Source organism: Paraburkholderia unamae (genome assembly GCF_003096875.1).
Lineage (GTDB): Bacteria > Pseudomonadota > Gammaproteobacteria > Burkholderiales > Burkholderiaceae > Paraburkholderia > Paraburkholderia unamae.
Genome location: NZ_QEOB01000001.1, coordinates 18,647 through 35,001 on the forward strand (window position 1 = coordinate 18,647; position 16,355 = coordinate 35,001).

16 protein-coding genes and 1 pseudogene are annotated in these 16,355 nt (G+C 65.0%); 8 read left to right on the forward strand and 9 right to left on the reverse strand.

Translation table 11 applies throughout. The features are described from left to right. The first annotated feature begins 133 nt into the window (after positions 1-133). Positions 134-820, forward strand: a complete 687-nt coding sequence (locus C7402_RS00080) for an orotate phosphoribosyltransferase (RefSeq protein ID WP_028203433.1) — start codon at positions 134-136, stop codon at positions 818-820. A gap of 104 nt (positions 821-924) precedes the next feature. On the opposite strand, the gene C7402_RS00085 is transcribed toward C7402_RS00080, so the two are convergent. Beyond that, positions 925-1,623 carry a response regulator gene (locus C7402_RS00085; RefSeq protein WP_112169820.1) on the reverse strand — a complete coding sequence of 233 codons (699 nt, stop codon included), beginning with the start codon at positions 1,621-1,623 and terminating at the stop codon, positions 925-927. Between the two features lie 336 nt (positions 1,624-1,959). On the opposite strand from C7402_RS00085, the gene C7402_RS00090 reads away from it, so the two are divergent. From C7402_RS00090 to argC, 3 genes are all read left to right on the forward strand, one after another. Then, complete coding sequence (locus C7402_RS00090) at positions 1,960-2,484, forward strand: YbhB/YbcL family Raf kinase inhibitor-like protein (RefSeq protein ID WP_208948882.1); 525 nt, start codon at positions 1,960-1,962, stop codon at positions 2,482-2,484. A 178-nt stretch (positions 2,485-2,662) separates the two neighbouring features. Continuing rightward, positions 2,663-3,244 (forward strand): flavodoxin family protein, encoded by a 582-nt coding sequence (locus C7402_RS00095; RefSeq protein WP_112169822.1) that lies wholly within the window; start codon positions 2,663-2,665, stop codon positions 3,242-3,244. Positions 3,245-3,497: 253 nt separating this feature from the next. Beyond that, entirely contained in the window at positions 3,498-4,445 is a 948-nt protein-coding gene (argC, locus tag C7402_RS00100; protein WP_116609283.1) for an N-acetyl-gamma-glutamyl-phosphate reductase, read from the forward strand. Between the two features lie 232 nt (positions 4,446-4,677). On the opposite strand, the gene C7402_RS00105 is transcribed toward argC, so the two are convergent. Both C7402_RS00105 and C7402_RS00110 read right to left on the reverse strand, forming a co-directional pair. Further along, positions 4,678-5,043: a response regulator gene (locus C7402_RS00105; protein ID WP_112169824.1), complete on the reverse strand. Its 366-nt coding sequence runs from the start codon at positions 5,041-5,043 to the stop codon at positions 4,678-4,680. Between the two features lie 270 nt (positions 5,044-5,313). Continuing rightward, positions 5,314-6,198: an NAD(P)-dependent oxidoreductase gene (locus C7402_RS00110; RefSeq protein WP_116609284.1), complete on the reverse strand. Its 885-nt coding sequence runs from the start codon at positions 6,196-6,198 to the stop codon at positions 5,314-5,316. Between the two features lie 151 nt (positions 6,199-6,349). Here C7402_RS00110 and C7402_RS00115 point away from each other — a divergent pair, with 151 nt between their 5' ends. Then, positions 6,350-7,168, forward strand: coding sequence for a Mut7-C RNAse domain-containing protein (locus C7402_RS00115; RefSeq protein WP_116609285.1), 819 nt, complete (start codon positions 6,350-6,352; stop codon positions 7,166-7,168). 103 nt (positions 7,169-7,271) lie between these two features. Next, on the forward strand, positions 7,272-7,556 hold the full coding sequence (locus C7402_RS00120; RefSeq protein WP_112169827.1) for a hypothetical protein: 285 nt from the start codon (positions 7,272-7,274) through the stop codon (positions 7,554-7,556). Positions 7,557-7,674: 118 nt separating this feature from the next. Here C7402_RS00120 and C7402_RS00125 read toward each other — a convergent pair whose 3' ends face one another. Beyond that, a complete protein-coding gene (locus C7402_RS00125) occupies positions 7,675-7,896 on the reverse strand; it encodes a hypothetical protein (RefSeq protein ID WP_112169828.1) in 222 nt (73 codons plus the stop codon). 430 nt (positions 7,897-8,326) lie between these two features. Here C7402_RS00125 and C7402_RS00130 point away from each other — a divergent pair, with 430 nt between their 5' ends. Beyond that, complete coding sequence (locus C7402_RS00130; RefSeq protein ID WP_116609646.1) at positions 8,327-9,244, forward strand: DMT family transporter; 918 nt, start codon at positions 8,327-8,329, stop codon at positions 9,242-9,244. Between the two features lie 14 nt (positions 9,245-9,258). Next, a pseudogene (locus tag C7402_RS00135) lies at positions 9,259-9,748 on the forward strand (aspartyl/asparaginyl beta-hydroxylase domain-containing protein); the annotation flags it as partial. A 432-nt stretch (positions 9,749-10,180) separates the two neighbouring features. On the opposite strand, the gene C7402_RS00140 reads toward C7402_RS00135, so the two are convergent. From C7402_RS00140 to ttcA, 5 genes are all read right to left on the reverse strand, one after another. Next, complete coding sequence (locus tag C7402_RS00140) at positions 10,181-10,696, reverse strand: CinA family protein (protein ID WP_133254400.1); 516 nt, start codon at positions 10,694-10,696, stop codon at positions 10,181-10,183. Between the two features lie 153 nt (positions 10,697-10,849). After that, positions 10,850-11,608 carry an SIR2 family NAD-dependent protein deacylase gene (locus C7402_RS00145; RefSeq protein WP_224040723.1) on the reverse strand — a complete coding sequence of 253 codons (759 nt, stop codon included), beginning with the start codon at positions 11,606-11,608 and terminating at the stop codon, positions 10,850-10,852. A 292-nt stretch (positions 11,609-11,900) separates the two neighbouring features. Continuing rightward, a complete protein-coding gene (gene glmS / locus C7402_RS00150) occupies positions 11,901-13,727 on the reverse strand; it encodes a glutamine--fructose-6-phosphate transaminase (isomerizing) (RefSeq protein ID WP_116609288.1) in 1,827 nt (608 codons plus the stop codon). Between the two features lie 72 nt (positions 13,728-13,799). Continuing rightward, the gene (gene glmU, locus C7402_RS00155; protein WP_116609289.1) at positions 13,800-15,161 is read right to left on the reverse strand and encodes a bifunctional UDP-N-acetylglucosamine diphosphorylase/glucosamine-1-phosphate N-acetyltransferase GlmU; all 1,362 of its coding nucleotides are present in this window, start codon (positions 15,159-15,161) and stop codon (positions 13,800-13,802) included. 192 nt (positions 15,162-15,353) lie between these two features. After that, on the reverse strand, positions 15,354-16,352 hold the full coding sequence (gene ttcA / locus C7402_RS00160) for a tRNA 2-thiocytidine(32) synthetase TtcA (RefSeq protein WP_116609290.1): 999 nt from the start codon (positions 16,350-16,352) through the stop codon (positions 15,354-15,356). Positions 16,353-16,355: the final 3 nt, after the last annotated feature.

The following is a 16,355-nucleotide window of genomic DNA, read 5'->3' on the forward strand; positions in this document are numbered from 1 at the left end:
CGGATGAAGTCAGACGATCCACGCCCCCGGACCGCGCACCGCAGGCGCCGAAGCCATGCTTCGCGCCGGCCGTGCCAGCGCCACCGGGCCACGCGCCCACCCTCCTCCCGCACTCATACCCAAGGATTCGCCCATGACAGGCTACGATCGCCAGACGATCTCGGACGCAACCGCGAAAATGCTGCTCGAAGTGAAGGCCGTGCACTTCAACGCCGAAAAGCCCTTCATCTTCACCTCCGGCTGGGCGAGCCCGGTCTATATCGACTGCCGCAAGCTGATCTCGTATCCGCGCGTGCGCCGCGGCCTGATGGAAATGGCCGAAGCCACGATCCTGCGCGACGTCGGCTACGAGCAGATCGACGCCGTGGCCGGCGGCGAAACCGCGGGCATCCCGTTCGCGGCATGGCTCTCCGACCGCCTGATGGTGCCCATGCAGTACGTGCGCAAGAAGCCGAAGGGTTTCGGCCGCAACGCGCAGATCGAAGGTCTGCTCACCGAAGGCCAGCGCGTGCTGCTCGTCGAAGACCTGACCACCGACAGCCGCAGCAAGATCAACTTCATCAACGCGCTGCGCACGGCCGGCGCGCAGGTGAACCACTGCTTCGTGCTGTTCCACTACAACATCTTCAAGGAAAGCGTCTCGGTCCTGAAGGACATCGACGTCGACCTGCATGCGCTCGCCACGTGGTGGGACGTGCTGCGCGTCGCCAAGGAGTCGGGCTACTTCGAAACGAAGACGCTCGACGAAGTCGAGAAGTTCCTGCACGCACCGGCCGAGTGGTCGGCCGCGCACGGCGGCGCGACGTCGGCACCGCAATAAACAGGAGTCTGCGCGCGCGCTTTCACGCGCGCAGCAAAAAGGCCATCTGCCTCAAAAGCAGATGGCCTTTTTTTCGGCCTGCGCACGACGTCAGTGCGGCCAGATCAATGCGTGGTTTCCGCTTCGCCGCCCTCGTCGGGTGCATGCGAGGAGAGATTGAGCAGACCATTACTCTGCGCATATTGAAACAGCTCGGAATCGCGATCGAGTCCCAGCTTTCTCATTGCCGTATTCTTTTGTGTACTAATTGTCTTGATACTACGGCTAAGTTTTTCGGATATTTCTTTAATCGTCATTCCTGAAACAAAGAGTCTTACGACTTCAAGTTCGCGTTTTGAGAGAATGACTTCATCCGTTTTACCGCCGCTATTGATGCGCAACTGATCGAGCGCCGTCTTCACCTGCGGACTCAAGTATTCGATATTCCGGCTCACGTGCTGCACGGCGAGCCCGATATGGCTAAGGTCGTCGGACTTGTGCACGACCGCGATCACGCCGAGCTCGCTCAGGCGTTTGAGCAGCGCGGCGTTTTCGAGCATCGTCAGGACGACGATGGGAATGTTCGGAAAATTGCGCCGTAGATAACCAATGAGCGGCAAACCGTCGCCGTACTGGCCTCCCGGCATGGCAAGGTCGGTCACGAGCACATCGCAGGGACCGGACTGCAACGCCTTGACCAGCTCGGTGGACTGGCGCGCACGACCAACAACCTGAATACCGGGGAAATTGAGCAGTGCGTGTTCGGCACCAAACAAGATCACCGGATGATCGTCGGCGACTACGACCCTGATTGGCTGCTGCATTACCCCTCCGTGTAGGCAAACCTGTTTCTCTTCCGGCGCGCGGCCAGCCCCTGTTTCGCTTCTTCTTTCTGGCGCCCTACAACCCCACCTGCCCCGAGCAGGGTAATGTAAGACTATAGCGGAATCCTCACGAATAATCTGTACGCATGCAGGCGAAACGTAACTTATTAATACCGCTATATTGAAGCAAATTCGGTCCGGAGCACAAATCAAACATTTCCTTCAGGACTCTGTGGACCGGATTTGACAAACATACAGGAGAACTCGCTAATGCGTACTCCCTATGCCTTCGGGCCGAGTTGCTTTCGTCATGCGTTTGCGCTGGCCGGCGTTGTCATGACGTGCGTCATGATGCCGGCGGCCTTATCCCATGCAGGCGAAAATTTCAGGCTATCCAGCCCCAGCTTCGTTGAAGGCGGAACGGTCGGTCCGAGCCAGATCTTCAACGATGCCGGTTGCAATGGGCCGAATCATTCACCTGGCTTGATGTGGCGCAATGCTCCGGCGGGCACACGAAGTTTCGCCATCACGATTTTCGATCGCGACGCACCGGGACGCGGGTGGTGGCACTGGGCCGTCGCCAACATTCCGGCAAACGTCACGAGCCTGCCGGAAAACGCGAGCGCATCGGGCGAATTGCGCAAGTTCGGCGCGATCGAGGCGCGCAACGACTTCAACGTCGACGGCTATGGCGGCCCCTGTCCGCCGCCGGGCAATCCGCATCGTTATGTCGTCACCGTTTATGCGCTTCGCGTCGAAACGCTGCCACTCGCGCAGGGGCGCCCCGCCGCGCTATTCGATCGCGAGATCAGCGGCTTGTCGCTCGGCAGCGCGCAAATCACCGTGACCTACGGCCGCTGACCAGGCCCGCGCGGGCGGCGTGAGATTGCTTCGCGCGAAGAAAAAGAGTCGTTCCGCACGGCGCGCGTCACACGGCGCGTGAGGCGGCATGGATGTGATTAAGATGATGCGTCGCGCGCCGGGCCGAGGCGCTGGCAGCGGCGCGGCGCATTGTCCCCTCCCTTGAATGGAGTCGTCCATGTCCAGAATCGTCATTGCGTATCACAGCGGCTACGGCCATACGAAGAAACTTGCGGAAAGCGTGCTCGCGGGCCTGCTGGGCGCGGGCGCCGATGGGAAGTTGATAGCGGTCAATGAAATCGACGATGCGGGCTGGGCCGACCTCGACGCCGCCGACGCGATCGTGTTCGGCGCGCCGACCTACATGGGCGGTCCGTCCGCCGACTTCAAGAAGTTCGCCGATGCAAGCTCGAAGGCCTGGTTCACGCAGAAGTGGAAAGACAAGATCGCGGCGGGCTTCACCAACTCGGCGACGATGAACGGCGACAAGTTCTCGACGATCCAGTATTTCGTCACGCTGGCGATGCAGCACGGCATGGTCTGGACCGGCACCGGCATGCTGCCCGCGAACACGAAGGCCGCCACGCGCAACGACGTGAACTTCGTGGGCGGCTTCACGGGGCTGCTCGCGCAGTCGCCGGCCGACGCCACGCCCGAGGAAGCGCCGCCCGCCGGCGACCTCGAAACCGCCCGCGCCTTCGGCGTGCGTGTCGCCACCGTGACGGACCGCTGGCTGGCCGGCCGCGCGGCGAACGCCTGAGCGCGAGCCGCCACTCCGTTCGCTCCCCGAAGCAATCGCACGCCGCCGTGCGAAGCCGGCCTGCGGGCCGCGCGCGGCGGCGCACCACGGCTTCACAGACAAGCCCTCGGGTAAGCCCCGATTTTTTTCCCGGCACGGTCACACGTGTGCCCGCCTGACGTCTTAAAATACCGTTCCGGCGGCGCATTGCCGAACCGGCCCTTGCAACCCGCAGTGTTTGCGACCCCGAATTCCCGCGTTCAGAGAGATCGAGATGAGCACGAAAGTTTTTGTCGACGGACAGGAAGGCACGACCGGCCTGAAGATTTTTGAATACCTGTCGCCGCGCACCGACGTCGAGATCCTGCGTATCGACGATGCGAAGCGCAAGGACGTCGAGGAACGCCGCCGTCTCATCAACGCTTCGGACGTGACGTTCCTGTGCCTGCCCGACGTCGCCTCGCGCGAGTCGGCCTCGCTCGTCGAGAACGATCGCACGGTGCTGATCGACGCGAGCACGGCGTTCCGCACCCAGGCCGACTGGGCCTACGGCCTGCCCGAGCTCACGAAGGCGCAGCGCGAGAAGGTGCGCCAGTCGAAGCGCATCGCGGTGCCGGGCTGCCACGCGTCGGCATTCATCCTGGCGATGCGCCCGCTCGTCGAGGCGGGCCTCGTCGCGCCGGACTTCGCCGCGCACAGCTACTCGCTCACGGGCTACAGCGGCGGCGGCAAGAAGATGATTGCGGAGTACGAAGCCGGCGGCAACGCGAAGCTCGCGAGCCCGCGCCCGTACGCACTCGGCCTCACGCACAAGCATCTGCCGGAAATGGCGGTGCATGGCGGCCTGAAGTCGGCGCCGGTCTTCACGCCGATCGTCGGCCCGTTCTACAAGGGTCTCGCCGTCACGACCTACTTCTCGCCGAAGCAGCTCACGCGCCATGCGAAGCCGCAAGACGTGCAGGCGCTGTTCGCCGAGTACTACGCGGGCGAGCAGTTCGTGCGCGTGGCGCCCTTCAACGCCGATGAGAACCTCGATGCCGGCATGTTCGATGTGCAGGCGAACAACGATACAAACCGCGTCGACCTGTTCGTGTTCGGCAACGACGAGCAGTTCGTGACCGTCGCGCGCCTCGACAACCTGGGCAAGGGCGCCTCGGGCGCGGCGATCCAGTGCATGAACCTCGCGATCGGCGCGGCCGAGAACACCGGCCTGAACGGCTGAAGCGCTCCGCGAAGCGCGGCGCAAACAAAAAACCGGCTCAAGGAGCCGGTTTTTTTACGCCTTGCCGCCCTGCAAAACGCACGGGCAAAAAAAAGCCCGCCAATGGTTGGCGGGCTGAATCCATATCAGAGGAGACATGGAGGAGACAAGAACCAGTATAGCGACTAGCGTGATGCAATGCAACATGTAAAGTAGTGCGCACCCTGAATGTTGCGTCACAACAACATGTTTGTCACGGGCCTGTCATCGAGAGAATGAACATCAGTTGATCGAGCCCCACCGGCCGCACGAGATGCACGTCGAAGCCCGCTGCAAGCGCCTCCTCGCGGTGGCGCGACTCGCCCCAGCCGCCCAGCCCGATCAGGAGCGGCGCGCGCTCGCCGCTCACCGCACGCAGTCGTCGCACGAGAACTACGGGTTCGTCCTGGGCGAGGGAAAGCGCCACGATCGCCACGGCGGGCGCATCGCGGGCCGCGACCGTGAGCGCTTCGTCAAGCGTGCGGGCCACGGACACGCCGTAGCCCAGGTCGGTCAGCAAGGTGCTGAGCCCGTCCAGCGATTTTTCGTCGTTATCGGCGATCAGGATGTGTGTGTCCATTCGCCGTCTCCTGCCCTGAAATGGACCCGGCAGCCCCTTCCGCGCCGTTGGTCGGTCGTTGGGTCAGTCTCGAGCCCTGCCATCGTCACCGGTTCCCCGTCCCTGCATCCGTGATGCGGCGCCGCGAATCAATCCGGCCGCCGTCCGTTGCGATGCGCCACATTGTCCCTGGCCCGCGCGCGGGTATTTGTGCGTCACCGCGCGCTCCACTGAAGATTTTGATCGGCAAAGCGGCGAGAACGTTCGCCGCGCCCCACTTCATCCGGCGAATCAGCCGCCCTGCTCCCCGCGCCCCGCGCGGCGCGCCGCCACCTTGCCGAGCACGGCGAAGTCGCGTTCGCCGTCGCCGTGCGCGAGCGCTTCGAGCAGGCTGTCGCGCAGCACGCTGGCCACCGGCATGGGCGTCGCCACGGCGTCGGCAGCGGCGAGCGCGAGCCGCACGTCCTTGAGGCCAAGGCGCGCCTTGAAAAGCGCGGGCTCGTAGCGCCGCTGTGCGATCATGCCGCCGTAGCCCGTGTACACCGGGCCGGGAAACGGTCCGCTCGTCACGACGTCGAGAAAGTCGCGCATCGCAACGCCGTAGCCGTCGAGTAGCGCCGCCGCCTCGCCGAGCGATTCCACGGCCGACGCCAGCATGAAGTTCGCCGCGAGCTTCATTACGTTCGCCTGCTGCGGCACGGCGCCGACGCGCCACGTCTTCTGCCCGATCACATCGAAAAGCGGCTGCACGCGGTCGATCGCCTCGGCCGGGCCCGCGGCCATGATGGTGAGCTTCGCCGCCTGCGCGGCATCGGGCCGCCCGAGCACCGGCGCAGCCACGTAATGCAGCCCGCGCCCGGCGTGCGCCTGGGCGAGCGATTCGGCGAGCGCCACCGAAATCGTCGCCATGTTCACGTGCACGAGCCCTTGCGGCGCGTGGTCGAGCAGCGTCGCGTCGAACACTTCGCGCAGCGCCGCGTCGTCGGCGAGCATCGAGATGGCGGCGTCGCCGCCGAACGCCTCGCCCGGCGCGCCGACGATGCGAGCGCCCGCCGCGGCGAGCGCCTGAGCCTTGCCCGCCGTGCGGTTCCACACGCGCACCGTGTGGCCCGCCTTCAGCAGATTGCCGACCATCGCGCCGCCCATTTCGCCAAGACCAATAAAACCGATGTCCATCGCATGCTCCTTCCACTCAGAATCGATCGGGGGAAACCCGGGGAAAGCGCCAAGTACAGCACAAGGCGGCCCTGGCTGCCGGCGCGGAGTCGGCAGACGCGTCCGGGGCAATCGCGCGCAAGCCGACGCACGCGGTGCGATACTGCTTCGCATGGTCACCGCCACCTTCCGCTTCTATGAGGAGCTGAACGACTTTCTTGCGCGGCCGCTGCGCAGGCGCGCGTTCAGTTGCGCCTGCGCGCGCAACGCCACGGCCAAGCACATGATCGAGGCGCTGGGCGTGCCGCACACCGAAGTGGAGCTGATCCTCGTGAACGGCGAGTCGGTCGGCTTCGAGCATCCTCTCGCGGACGGCGACCGCGTGGCGGTCTATCCGAAGTTCGAGGCGCTCGACATCCGGCCCTTGCTGCGCGTGCGCGACGCGCCGCTGCGCGAATTGCGCTTCGTCGCCGACGCGCATCTGGGCGGTCTCGCCCAACTGCTGCGCCTCGCGGGCTTCGACACGCTCTACGACAACCACTTCCCCGACGACGAAATCGAGGCGCTGGCCGCCGCCGAGCATCGCATCGTGCTCACGCGCGATCGCGAACTGCTCAAGCGGCGCACCATCACGCACGGTTGCTACGTGCGCGCGCTCAAGCCGCGCGCGCAGGTACACGAGATTTTCGAGCGGCTGGATCTCGCGGCGAGCGCCCGGCCGTTCCGGCTATGCCTCACCTGCAACGCGCCGCTGCGGCCCATCGAGCGGGCCGACGTGCGCGAGCGCGTGCCAGAGGGTGTGTTCGAGCGGCAAGCGCGCTTTGTCACCTGCGACGTGTGCGAGCGCGTGTTCTGGGAGGGCTCGCACTGGCAGCGCATGCGCACGCTGATGGACGCGCTGACGCGCCGGCCGGACGATACCCGCGAAAGGCACGACGACCGCGACAGACACAACGGTCACGCGCCGCCACCCGGCGCCGCAGCGGAATGACGCGTGGCGATGCATCCAGCAGCATTCAGGCACATAGCGGCGATGGACGCGCGCGGGCGTTTGCGTACAATGCGCGCCACCGCCCAACACCGGAGCACGACAGATGGCCATGAAGAAAACCGACCTTGAAAAGAACAAGGCGCTGAAACTGATGCAGGCGACCAGCAAGGCTGGCCCCGAGCGCTTCGGCAAAGCCTCGGCGCAGCCGACGCTGGACCGCCGCGAGCAGCGCAAGCTGGACCAGGCGCAAGGCCTCGTGCCGTTCGCGTGCAAGCTGAACGCCGAACTCGTCGCGAAGCTGAAAGCGCGCGCCGAAACCCATCCGGAAGGCCTCAACGGCCTCCTCACCGAGCTGCTGGAAGCCGGGCTCGCGCGCGAAGCGTCCTGAGCGCCGCAGTCGCCCCGCGCCACAGGTGAAAAAAAAGCCAGAGCAAATGCTCTGGCTTTTTCATGGCTGGGGATGCACGCGATGTCGCCATCACGCGCGTCCCGGCCGAGCAGGCGATTTAGTTCGCCTGGCCCTTGTCGGAGGTACCGGCAGCCGATGCGCCTTCCGACACAGCAGCGCGCTTGCCGTGGTGCTTGAGTTGCTTGTGTTGCTTCTTGGCCTTTGCCGGCGCGCTGGCTGCCGGTGCGGTTGCAGCGGGAGCCGAAGCGTCTTGTGCAAATGCCTGAGCCGAAATCAGTGCGACGGATGCTGCGATGAGCGAGGCGAGAATCTTTTTCATCTGTTGTTCCCCAAACCTGACAAATAATGACCGGCACGTTGTGAATTAGAACAGCAAAAAACTGCGAAACGATCCGCTTGCCGATCTGGGCGGGCGTTTCGCGCGAAGCAGTATTACGCAGCGTAGGGCGTTTGTCATCCGCAAATAGCCGGGTGTATTTTCCGGGAGACAATTCCCTTTCAATTCGGATACGATCGGCATTTACGCGTTCGTTTTCCGGAAGGTCGCGGTCTTTTCACGTAATGCGTTGAATCGACCGGAGCCGCGCCTCGTCGCCGTCAAATTCGTGCCAGATTCAGATGGAATCGCGATAAACGATGCGGCCCGACTCACGGCCCCATTTCGAAAACGCTGTCGCGTCTGTTCCACGCAAAAAGAGATTCTCCCCTTGCAATCCGCCGCCCGTCTCCACCTGCGCGCCAATCTGCTGATGCTCGCAGCCGCCCTGATCTGGGGCTCGGCGTTCGTCGCCCAGCGCCTGAGCCTCGATGCCATTGGCCCGTTCCTGTTCACCGGCCTGCGCTTTCTGCTGGGCGCGGGCGTGGTCACGGCGTTCGTACTCGTGCGCCGCCGCGTGGCTGTTCGTCCGGCTTCGGACAGCGTGGCGGCCCCGGCGCTCTTCAACGGCGCGCTGCTGCGTTCCGGCGCGGTGCTCGGCATCGTGCTGGCCGTCGCCATCTCGCTTCAGCAGATCGGTCTCGGCTACACCAAAATCGCCAACGCCGGCTTCATCAGCTCGCTCTACGTCGTGATCGTGCCGATGCTCGGCATACTGTTGCGCCACCGCACGGGCGTCGGCACCTGGCTCGGCGCGGCGCTCGCGGCGGTCGGACTCTACTTCCTCAGCATCAACGAACACTTCTCGGTGATGTACGGCGACTGGTACCAGCTCGGCTGTGCGCTCGTGATCTCGATCCAGGTGATGCTCGTGGGCCACTACGCGCCGCGCCACGATCCGCTCGCGCTTTCCATCGTGCAGTTCGTCGCCTGCGGCGTGGTGTGTCTCGCGATCGGGCTCGTCTGCGAGCCGCTGAGCGCCGCCGCCATCGTGCGCGCCGCGCCCACCATCCTCTACGGCGGCGCGCTCTCGGTGGGCGTCGGCTACACGCTCCAGGTCGTCGCGCAACGCGACGCCGCGCCCGCCCACGCCGCCGTGATCTTCAGCATGGAAGGCGTGTTCGCCGCGCTCGCCGGCTGGGCCGCGCTCGGCGAAACGCTCACGCCGCGCGCCCTCGCAGGCTGCGCGCTCATGCTGACCGGCTTGCTTGCCTGTCAACTGGTGCCGGCCTGGCAGGCCCGCGTGCTCGCTCGCCAGCGCGCGGCCACACAGCCTGCCGAGACCGCGTAAAACCCCGCAGATAGCGCTTTTACCTGAAGTGGTATGACCGGCCGCATCCTTCGGCCGCCGCGCTCTGCCCGCGCACGATCGAAATCCTCCAGCGCATTCCCGCCGTGAAGGCCGCGATGTTCGCGATGCTGCCCGCCGACGGCTCGCTCAATCCGCACCGCGATCCGTTTGCCGGGTCGCTGCGCTATCACCTCGGCCTCAGCACGCCGAACGACGACCGTTGCGCGATCATCGTCGACGACATTCCCGACTCCTGGCGTGACGGCGAGGACGTCGTGTTCGATGAAACCTGTCTGCATCACGCGCAGAACAAGACGCGTCAGGATCGCCTCATCCTCTTCGAACGAAACCGGCGACCGCACGGGGGGCCTCAATGGCGCGTTCCGCTATGTGTATTCGGTGCGCCTCGCGGGCAAGCGCCTGACGGCATGGAATCGCAGCGTTTATTACGTCGTCAAACGGGTGTTGTTCGGCGGCATCGCGCTAGCGATTTTCTGGCGCTGACCCGTCACTTCACGTCTTTCTCGACGAATGGCGTCGCCTCTGGGCGGCGCTATTTTTTTGCATGTGGATAACGTGTGATTGCATGACGGCCACGCCAGGTTATCCACGCCCACCTCTGGACAACCTGGGGATGACCTGGCGAACGACCTGTGGACCACTTCTTGATAACCCGGCGCGCAGTGAAACCGCTTGAAAAGTTATCCCGGAAGCGCGCGATGCGTTCAGGGTTTTTCCGCATGGCTATCCGTTTCGCATCGATATGAGCCAACAGGCAATTTCTCTGTTGTCCACAGTCAACGCCAGTACTTGTTAACTATTACTACATATAAATATAAATACTGATATGAATATGGAGAAACCGCGCGACGCTCGCTGCGCTCGCGTGCTGCGCATTCGCGCAAGGTCGTCATCGCCTCCTTTTCAACGTCAACCTCAACGCGCAAGAACACGATCGACGAAACGCGGCAAGCCGAGCAGCGCGCGCCGCGCGATCGATCGGCGAATCTCGTGACGCCTGCCTGAAAAGCCGACCGTCTCGCTGACACAAAGCACCCGCCCGTTGTCGATACATGCCCACGCGAAGCAATGCGTCACGGTGGAAACTGCGTCGTCCTCTTCGTCCTCTGCGTGCGCGAGCAAGCCGATGCTCGCCAGCGCAACGCTTGCGCTGCCCCGTCGCCCACCGCCCTTGATCAGCGCGCCTTCGGCGGCTTCGCGCGCGACGGCCTCGCTGACCAGCCCGTCACGTTCGATCGTCGGCGCGCGCACGCCCGGCAGCGCCGCGATTGCCGTTGCCGCATGCGCGACATAGCCTAGATCGAGACATCCCGCCGCGCCGCGCTGATCGGCGAGCATCGCGCCGATCGCGCCGGCCGTGCAGGTCTCGACGCTCACGAGCACGAGTGCGCGCGTCTTCAGATAGCCGACGATCTGCTTCGAAATGTTCATGGCGACAACGCAGGTAAACGAAAACGCGAGTGTCGCACGCGTGCCCTGCACGAATCCCACACACGAATCCGCCACAATCCGCGCAACGAAAAAGGGCGTGCATCCTGAGGATGCACGCCCTTTGCATGAGTGCGCGGAAACGCTGCCGCGCGGCTAGCCGCCCGTCATCATCCGTTCGATGGCCGGTTCGAGATGCAGCAAGCCGGTCGTCGCGGGCTCGGCCTCCACGACGCCAAAGCAGTCCGTGCGCCGCGGCGCCGGGTCGACGAGAAAGTTGCGCTCGTAGCGCCCGCAGCGTTCAGGCGGCAGCAGGCGCTCGGGCGGAATCACCTCGAACGCCGTGCCCACTGCGAGAAAGAGATCGTCCGGCGTCATGTCGCGCTGGATGTTCCAAAGCGTCTCGTACTCGGGGGCGGCTTCATTGAAGAACACCACGCCCGGCTTCACCCCCTCCACCTGCCCGCAAGACGGGCAAGCGGCCTGCGGGTCGAGCCCCTTGCCGGAGGCCGGAAAGCGATACTCGCAGTCGGTGCACAGGAGCGAAATCATGTCGCCGTGCAGGTGCGTGACCTGGCGCGCGCCGGCCTGCTCGAGCATGTCGTCGATGTTTTGCGTGACGAGATGCACACGTTCCGTGCCCCAGGCGTCCTGCCATTGCGCGAGCAAGCGATGGGCGCCGTTCGGGCGCGCGTCGCCGCATTCGGCAATGCGCTGGTTGTAAAAGCGGAACACCGCCGGGCGGTTGCGGCGCCATGTGAGGTAGTTGCAGACCTCGTCGATGTTCGCATGGGACCAGATACCGTCGCCGGTGCGGAACGTGGAAATGCCGCTCTCCGCAGACAGGCCCGCACCGGAAAACACGAACAGGCGGGGCAGTCTGCCGGACTGCCGCGGTTGCAGGGATTGCGCCACTGTCATCTCCTTGATCGAACGGCGACATTATGATCGTCCAACGGACTTTCGGCTGGACCTTTCGGGGCGAAGTCGCGCGGATTGCACGCGATAGGCCTGCGGGCATGAAACGCACCCGTGGAGGCGACGCGGCGGCGCGCCGAGGGCCTAGGGCGCAAGCGATCCGTGCGAGCCGCCTGAGCGGCCTCTGAACGCCTCCTGCTGCGATCGGCAAAACAAAAAGGGGATGCCGCATGGGCATCCCCTTTCTCAAGACGTTCTCAGCGCGCCCGGCGGCCGCGCGAGAACAACCTCACTCCACCGTCACCGACTTCGCGAGATTGCGCGGCTTGTCCACATCGGTGCCGCGCGCGCAGGCCGTGTGATACGCGAGCATTTGCAGCGGCACGACGTGCAGGATCGGCGAAAGCAGCCCGTAGTGCTCCGGCATGCGGATCACGTGGATGCCGTCTTCGCTCGTGATGTGCGTGTCGGCGTCGGCGAATACGTAGAGCTGGCCGCCGCGCGCGCGCACTTCCTGCATGTTCGACTTGAGCTTTTCGAGCAGCGCGTCGTTGGGCGCCACCGTCACCACCGGCATCGCTTCGGTCACGAGCGCGAGCGGCCCGTGCTTGAGCTCGCCCGCCGGATAAGCCTCGGCGTGGATGTACGAGATTTCCTTGAGCTTGAGCGCACCTTCGAGCGCGATCGGGTAATGCAGCCCGCGCCCGAGGAACAAGGCGTTTTCCTTGCGTGCGAACTCGTCCGACCACGCGATGATCTGCGGCTCCAGCGCGAGCACGCCGTTGAGCGCGGCCGGCAGGTGGCGCAGCAGCTTCAGGTACGCGGCTTCCTGCCCGGCATTCACATGACCGCGCAGCTTGCCGAGCGTCACAGCGAGAATGAAAAGGCCCACGAGCTGCGTGGTGAAAGCCTTGGTCGACGCCACGCCGATCTCGCGCCCCGCGTGTGTGAGGAACTTGAGTTCGGTGAGGCGCACCATCGCGCTCGTCGCCACGTTGCACACCGCGAGCGTGTGCTCCATGCCAAGCGACTGCGCGTGCTTGAGCGCGGCGAGCGTATCGGCGGTTTCGCCCGACTGCGAGATGGTCACGACGAGCGAGCGCGGATTCGGCACCGACTCGCGGTAGCGGTATTCGCTTGCGATCTCGACATCGGTGCGGATCTTCGCCACCGTTTCGAGCCAGTACTTCGCCGTGAGGCCCGCGTAGTAGCTCGTGCCGCACGCGAGAATCAGGATGCTGTCGATGCCCTTGAACACCTCGCCCGCGTTCTCGCCGAAAAGCTCGGGCGTGAAGGCGTCGGTAGCGGGAATCGTGTCGGAGATCGCGCGCGGCTGCTCGAAGATTTCCTTCTGCATGTAGTGGCGATACGGGCCGAGGTCGACCGCGCCGCCGTATGCGCCGTAGGCCTGCACGTCACGCACTTCGCGGGTCACGATGTTGCCCGCGCGGTCGGCAATGCGCACGCCTTCCAGCGTGATCTCGCACACATCGCCTTCTTCCAGATAGCTGATGTGCTCGGCGCTGCCCGCAATGGCGAGTCCATCGGATGCGATGAAGTTCTCGCCCTTGCCATAGCCCACCACGAGCGGCGAACCGGCGCGCGCGCCCACCACCGTATGCGGCTGGCTCTTGTGCACCACGCCGATCGCATAGGCGCCCGCGAGTTGCTGCACAGCCTCGCGCACGGCGGCGAACAGGTCGCCTTGATAGAGGCTGTGGATCAGATGGGCGATGACTTCGGTGTCGGTCTGCGAGACGAACTCGTAGCCCTTCGCGCGCAGCATGTCGCGCAGCGACTCGTAGTTCTCGATGATGCCGTTATGCACGATCGCGAGCGTGTCGCGCGAGAAGATCGGGTGCGCATTGTTCACGGTGGGCGCGCCATGCGTGGCCCAGCGCGTGTGGGCGATGCCCGTCACACCTTCGAAATGCGCCTCGCGCACCTGCTCGTCGAGTTCGGCCACGCGTGCGACGCTGCGCACGCGCTGCGGGCCGTCGGCCGTCACAACGGCCACGCCGCACGAGTCGTAGCCGCGATATTCGAGGCGCCGCAGTCCTTCGATCAGGACGGGAACGATGTTACGAAGCGCTACCGCGCCGACAATGCCGCACATGGATTCGATCCTTTGCAATGAGAGGCGTGGGCGCCGCGCAGCTTTTGACGCGCGACGCCGGAATTCAACCGTTCACTTCTTTTTCTTCACCGGCCGAACGTAGCCGGTTTTCGCGATCTGCGATTTCTCGTTGAGCACGAGCGTGCCCTCGGGCACGTCCTTCCATACCGTCGTGCCCGCCGCGATGGTCACGCCGCGGCCCACGCGCACGGGCGCGACGAGCTGCGTATCGGAACCCACGAACACGTTGTCTTCGATGACCGTGCGATGCTTGTTCGCGCCGTCGTAATTGCAGGTGATGGTGCCCGCGCCGATGTTCACGCCCGCGCCCACGTCGGCGTCGCCCACGTAGCTCAGATGGTTCGCCTTCGAACCCACGCCGATGTTCGCGTTCTTCACTTCGACGAAGTTGCCCACGTGCACGTCGTCGGCGAGTGTTGCGCCGGGGCGCAGGCGCGCGTACGGCCCGAGCACCGCGTTCGCGCCGACTGCCGCGCTTTCGATGTGCGTGTAGGCGTCCACGCGCGTGCCCGCGCCGATCGACGCGCTGCGAATCACGCAGTTCGGGCCCACGCTCACGTTGTCCGCCAGCGTCACCTCGCCTTCGAACACGCAGTTCACGTCGATGAACACGTCGCGCCCGCAGGTGAGCGAGCCGCGCACGTCGATGCGCGCCGGGTCCGCGAGCGTGACGCCCGCCACGAGCAGCGCCTCGGCCACGTTGCGCTGATGCACGCGCTCCAGTTCGGCAAGCTGCTGCTTGCTGTTCACGCCGAGCGTTTCCCATTCTTCGTCGGGCTGCGCGGTCACGGCCGGGTGGGCGGAGGCGATCGCGGCTTCCACGACGTCGGTGAGGTAATACTCGCCCTGCGCGTTGTCGTTCTTCAGCGCGGCGAGCCAGCCCGCGAGCGGCGCGGTGGGCGTCACGACGATGCCCGTGTTGATCTCGGCGATCTTGCGCTGTGCTTCGCTCGCGTCCTTCTGCTCGACGATGCGCACGACCTTGCCCGCCGCGTCGCGCACGATGCGGCCGTAGCCGGTCGGGTCGTCGAGCGTGACAGTCAGGATGCCGTAACCGTTCTGGCCGGCGGCGTCGACAAGGCGCTCGAGCGTCGAGGCGCGCGTGAGCGGCACATCGCCGTAAAGCACGAGCGTGGGCACGCTCGTGTCGAGCAGCGGCAGCGCCTGCGCGAGCGCGTGGCCCGTGCCGAGCTGCTGCGCCTGCACGGCGAACTGGACGTCGGGCGCGCCAACGGCTTCGCGCACGGCTTCGCCGCCATGGCCGACCACCACCACGAGGCGGGTGGGCGAAAGCGTGCGAGCGGTGTCGATGACGTGCGAGAGAAGCGGCTTGCCGGCGAGCGGGTGAAGCACTTTGGGCAGCGCGGAGTGCATGCGTTTGCCCATGCCTGCCGCGAGGATCACGATGTTCATTGCATCGGTGACTGGATGAGGAAAGAAGCGTCCGATTCTAGCATGGGGGGTATCCCCAGGACGTTGACCTGGCGGGCATTCGCGCCCGGCCAAACACTCTTTTACAACCTCATTTCTGCGCGCCGGCCGGCCATGAAAAAACGCCCCGATGCGGGGTCGGAGCGTTTGAACACCATCGATTGCCGGCGCGGCTCAAAGATCGTCGAACGGCGTGAACTTGATCGTCGTGCCGTCGGCGGGCGCCGGGTCGGTCGAGCACGGCTCCTCGTCGAACGCGATGTCGCCCGCCGGATCGGCCACGCCCGTCGCGCGCAGGTCCGCGAAGTTGAACAGCTTCGTGTCCATGAGGTGCGAGGGCACCACGTTGCCGAGCGCGTTGAACATGTTCTCCACACGGCCAGGAAAGCGCTTGTCCCACTCGCGGATCAGCGCCTTCATTTCGGCGCGCTTCAGGTTCGGCTGGCTGCCGCACAGGTTGCACGGAATGATCGGGAATTCGCGCAGTTCCGCGTACTTTTCGAGATCGGTTTCCTTCACGTAGGCGAGCGGCCGGATCACCACGTTCTTGCCGTCGTCCGATTGCAGCTTGGGCGGCATGCCCTTGAGCTTGCCGCCGTAGAACAGGTTCAGCAGCAGCGTTTGCAGGATGTCGTCGCGATGATGGCCGAGCGCGATCTTGGTCGCGCCGAGCTCGCCCGCCACGCGGTACAGAATGCCGCGGCGCAGGCGCGAGCACAGCGAGCACGTGGTCTTGCCCTCGGGCACGAGGCGCTTGACGATGCTGTAGGTGTCCTGATTCTCGATGTGGTACGGCACGCCCACGCGGTCGAGATACTCGGGCAGCACGTGCTCGGGAAAGCCCGGCTGCTTCTGGTCGAGGTTCACGGCCACGATCTCGAAGTCGATCGGCGCGCGCTCGCGCAGGCGCAGGAGCACGTCGAGCATCGCGTAGCTGTCCTTGCCGCCCGACAGGCAAACCATCACCTTGTCGCCGTTCTCGATCATGTCGTAGTCGCCGATCGCCTGGCCGACCTGACGCGCGATGCGCTTGAACAACTTGTTGTTCTCGTAGGCTTCCTTCTGCTCGCGGCGCGTGAGCGCGCGGCGGCCGGATTCCTCGCTTTGCTCGGCGTTCGCGGTTTCGTCGTGCGTGGCGTCCTCGCCGACGGGGAGCGTTTCGGGGGCGTTCATGAA

Excerpts from the sequence above, each read along its gene's own strand:
- C7402_RS00080 (WP_028203433.1), top strand. The coding sequence starts at position 134 with ATGACAGGCTACGATCGCCAGACGATCTCGGACGCAACCGCGAAAATG.
- C7402_RS00085 (WP_112169820.1), bottom strand. The coding sequence starts at position 1,623 with ATGCAGCAGCCAATCAGGGTCGTAGTCGCCGACGATCATCCGGTGATC.
- C7402_RS00090 (WP_208948882.1), top strand. The coding sequence starts at position 1,960 with ATGACGTGCGTCATGATGCCGGCGGCCTTATCCCATGCAGGCGAAAAT.
- C7402_RS00095 (WP_112169822.1), top strand. The coding sequence starts at position 2,663 with ATGTCCAGAATCGTCATTGCGTATCACAGCGGCTACGGCCATACGAAG.
- argC (WP_116609283.1), top strand. The coding sequence starts at position 3,498 with ATGAGCACGAAAGTTTTTGTCGACGGACAGGAAGGCACGACCGGCCTG.
- C7402_RS00105 (WP_112169824.1), bottom strand. The coding sequence starts at position 5,043 with ATGGACACACACATCCTGATCGCCGATAACGACGAAAAATCGCTGGAC.
- C7402_RS00110 (WP_116609284.1), bottom strand. The coding sequence starts at position 6,198 with ATGGACATCGGTTTTATTGGTCTTGGCGAAATGGGCGGCGCGATGGTC.
- C7402_RS00115 (WP_116609285.1), top strand. The coding sequence starts at position 6,350 with ATGGTCACCGCCACCTTCCGCTTCTATGAGGAGCTGAACGACTTTCTT.
- C7402_RS00120 (WP_112169827.1), top strand. The coding sequence starts at position 7,272 with ATGGCCATGAAGAAAACCGACCTTGAAAAGAACAAGGCGCTGAAACTG.
- C7402_RS00125 (WP_112169828.1), bottom strand. The coding sequence starts at position 7,896 with ATGAAAAAGATTCTCGCCTCGCTCATCGCAGCATCCGTCGCACTGATT.
- C7402_RS00130 (WP_116609646.1), top strand. The coding sequence starts at position 8,327 with ATGCTCGCAGCCGCCCTGATCTGGGGCTCGGCGTTCGTCGCCCAGCGC.
- C7402_RS00140 (WP_133254400.1), bottom strand. The coding sequence starts at position 10,696 with ATGAACATTTCGAAGCAGATCGTCGGCTATCTGAAGACGCGCGCACTC.
- glmS (WP_116609288.1), bottom strand. The coding sequence starts at position 13,727 with ATGTGCGGCATTGTCGGCGCGGTAGCGCTTCGTAACATCGTTCCCGTC.
- glmU (WP_116609289.1), bottom strand. The coding sequence starts at position 15,161 with ATGAACATCGTGATCCTCGCGGCAGGCATGGGCAAACGCATGCACTCC.
- ttcA (WP_116609290.1), bottom strand. The coding sequence starts at position 16,352 with ATGAACGCCCCCGAAACGCTCCCCGTCGGCGAGGACGCCACGCACGAC.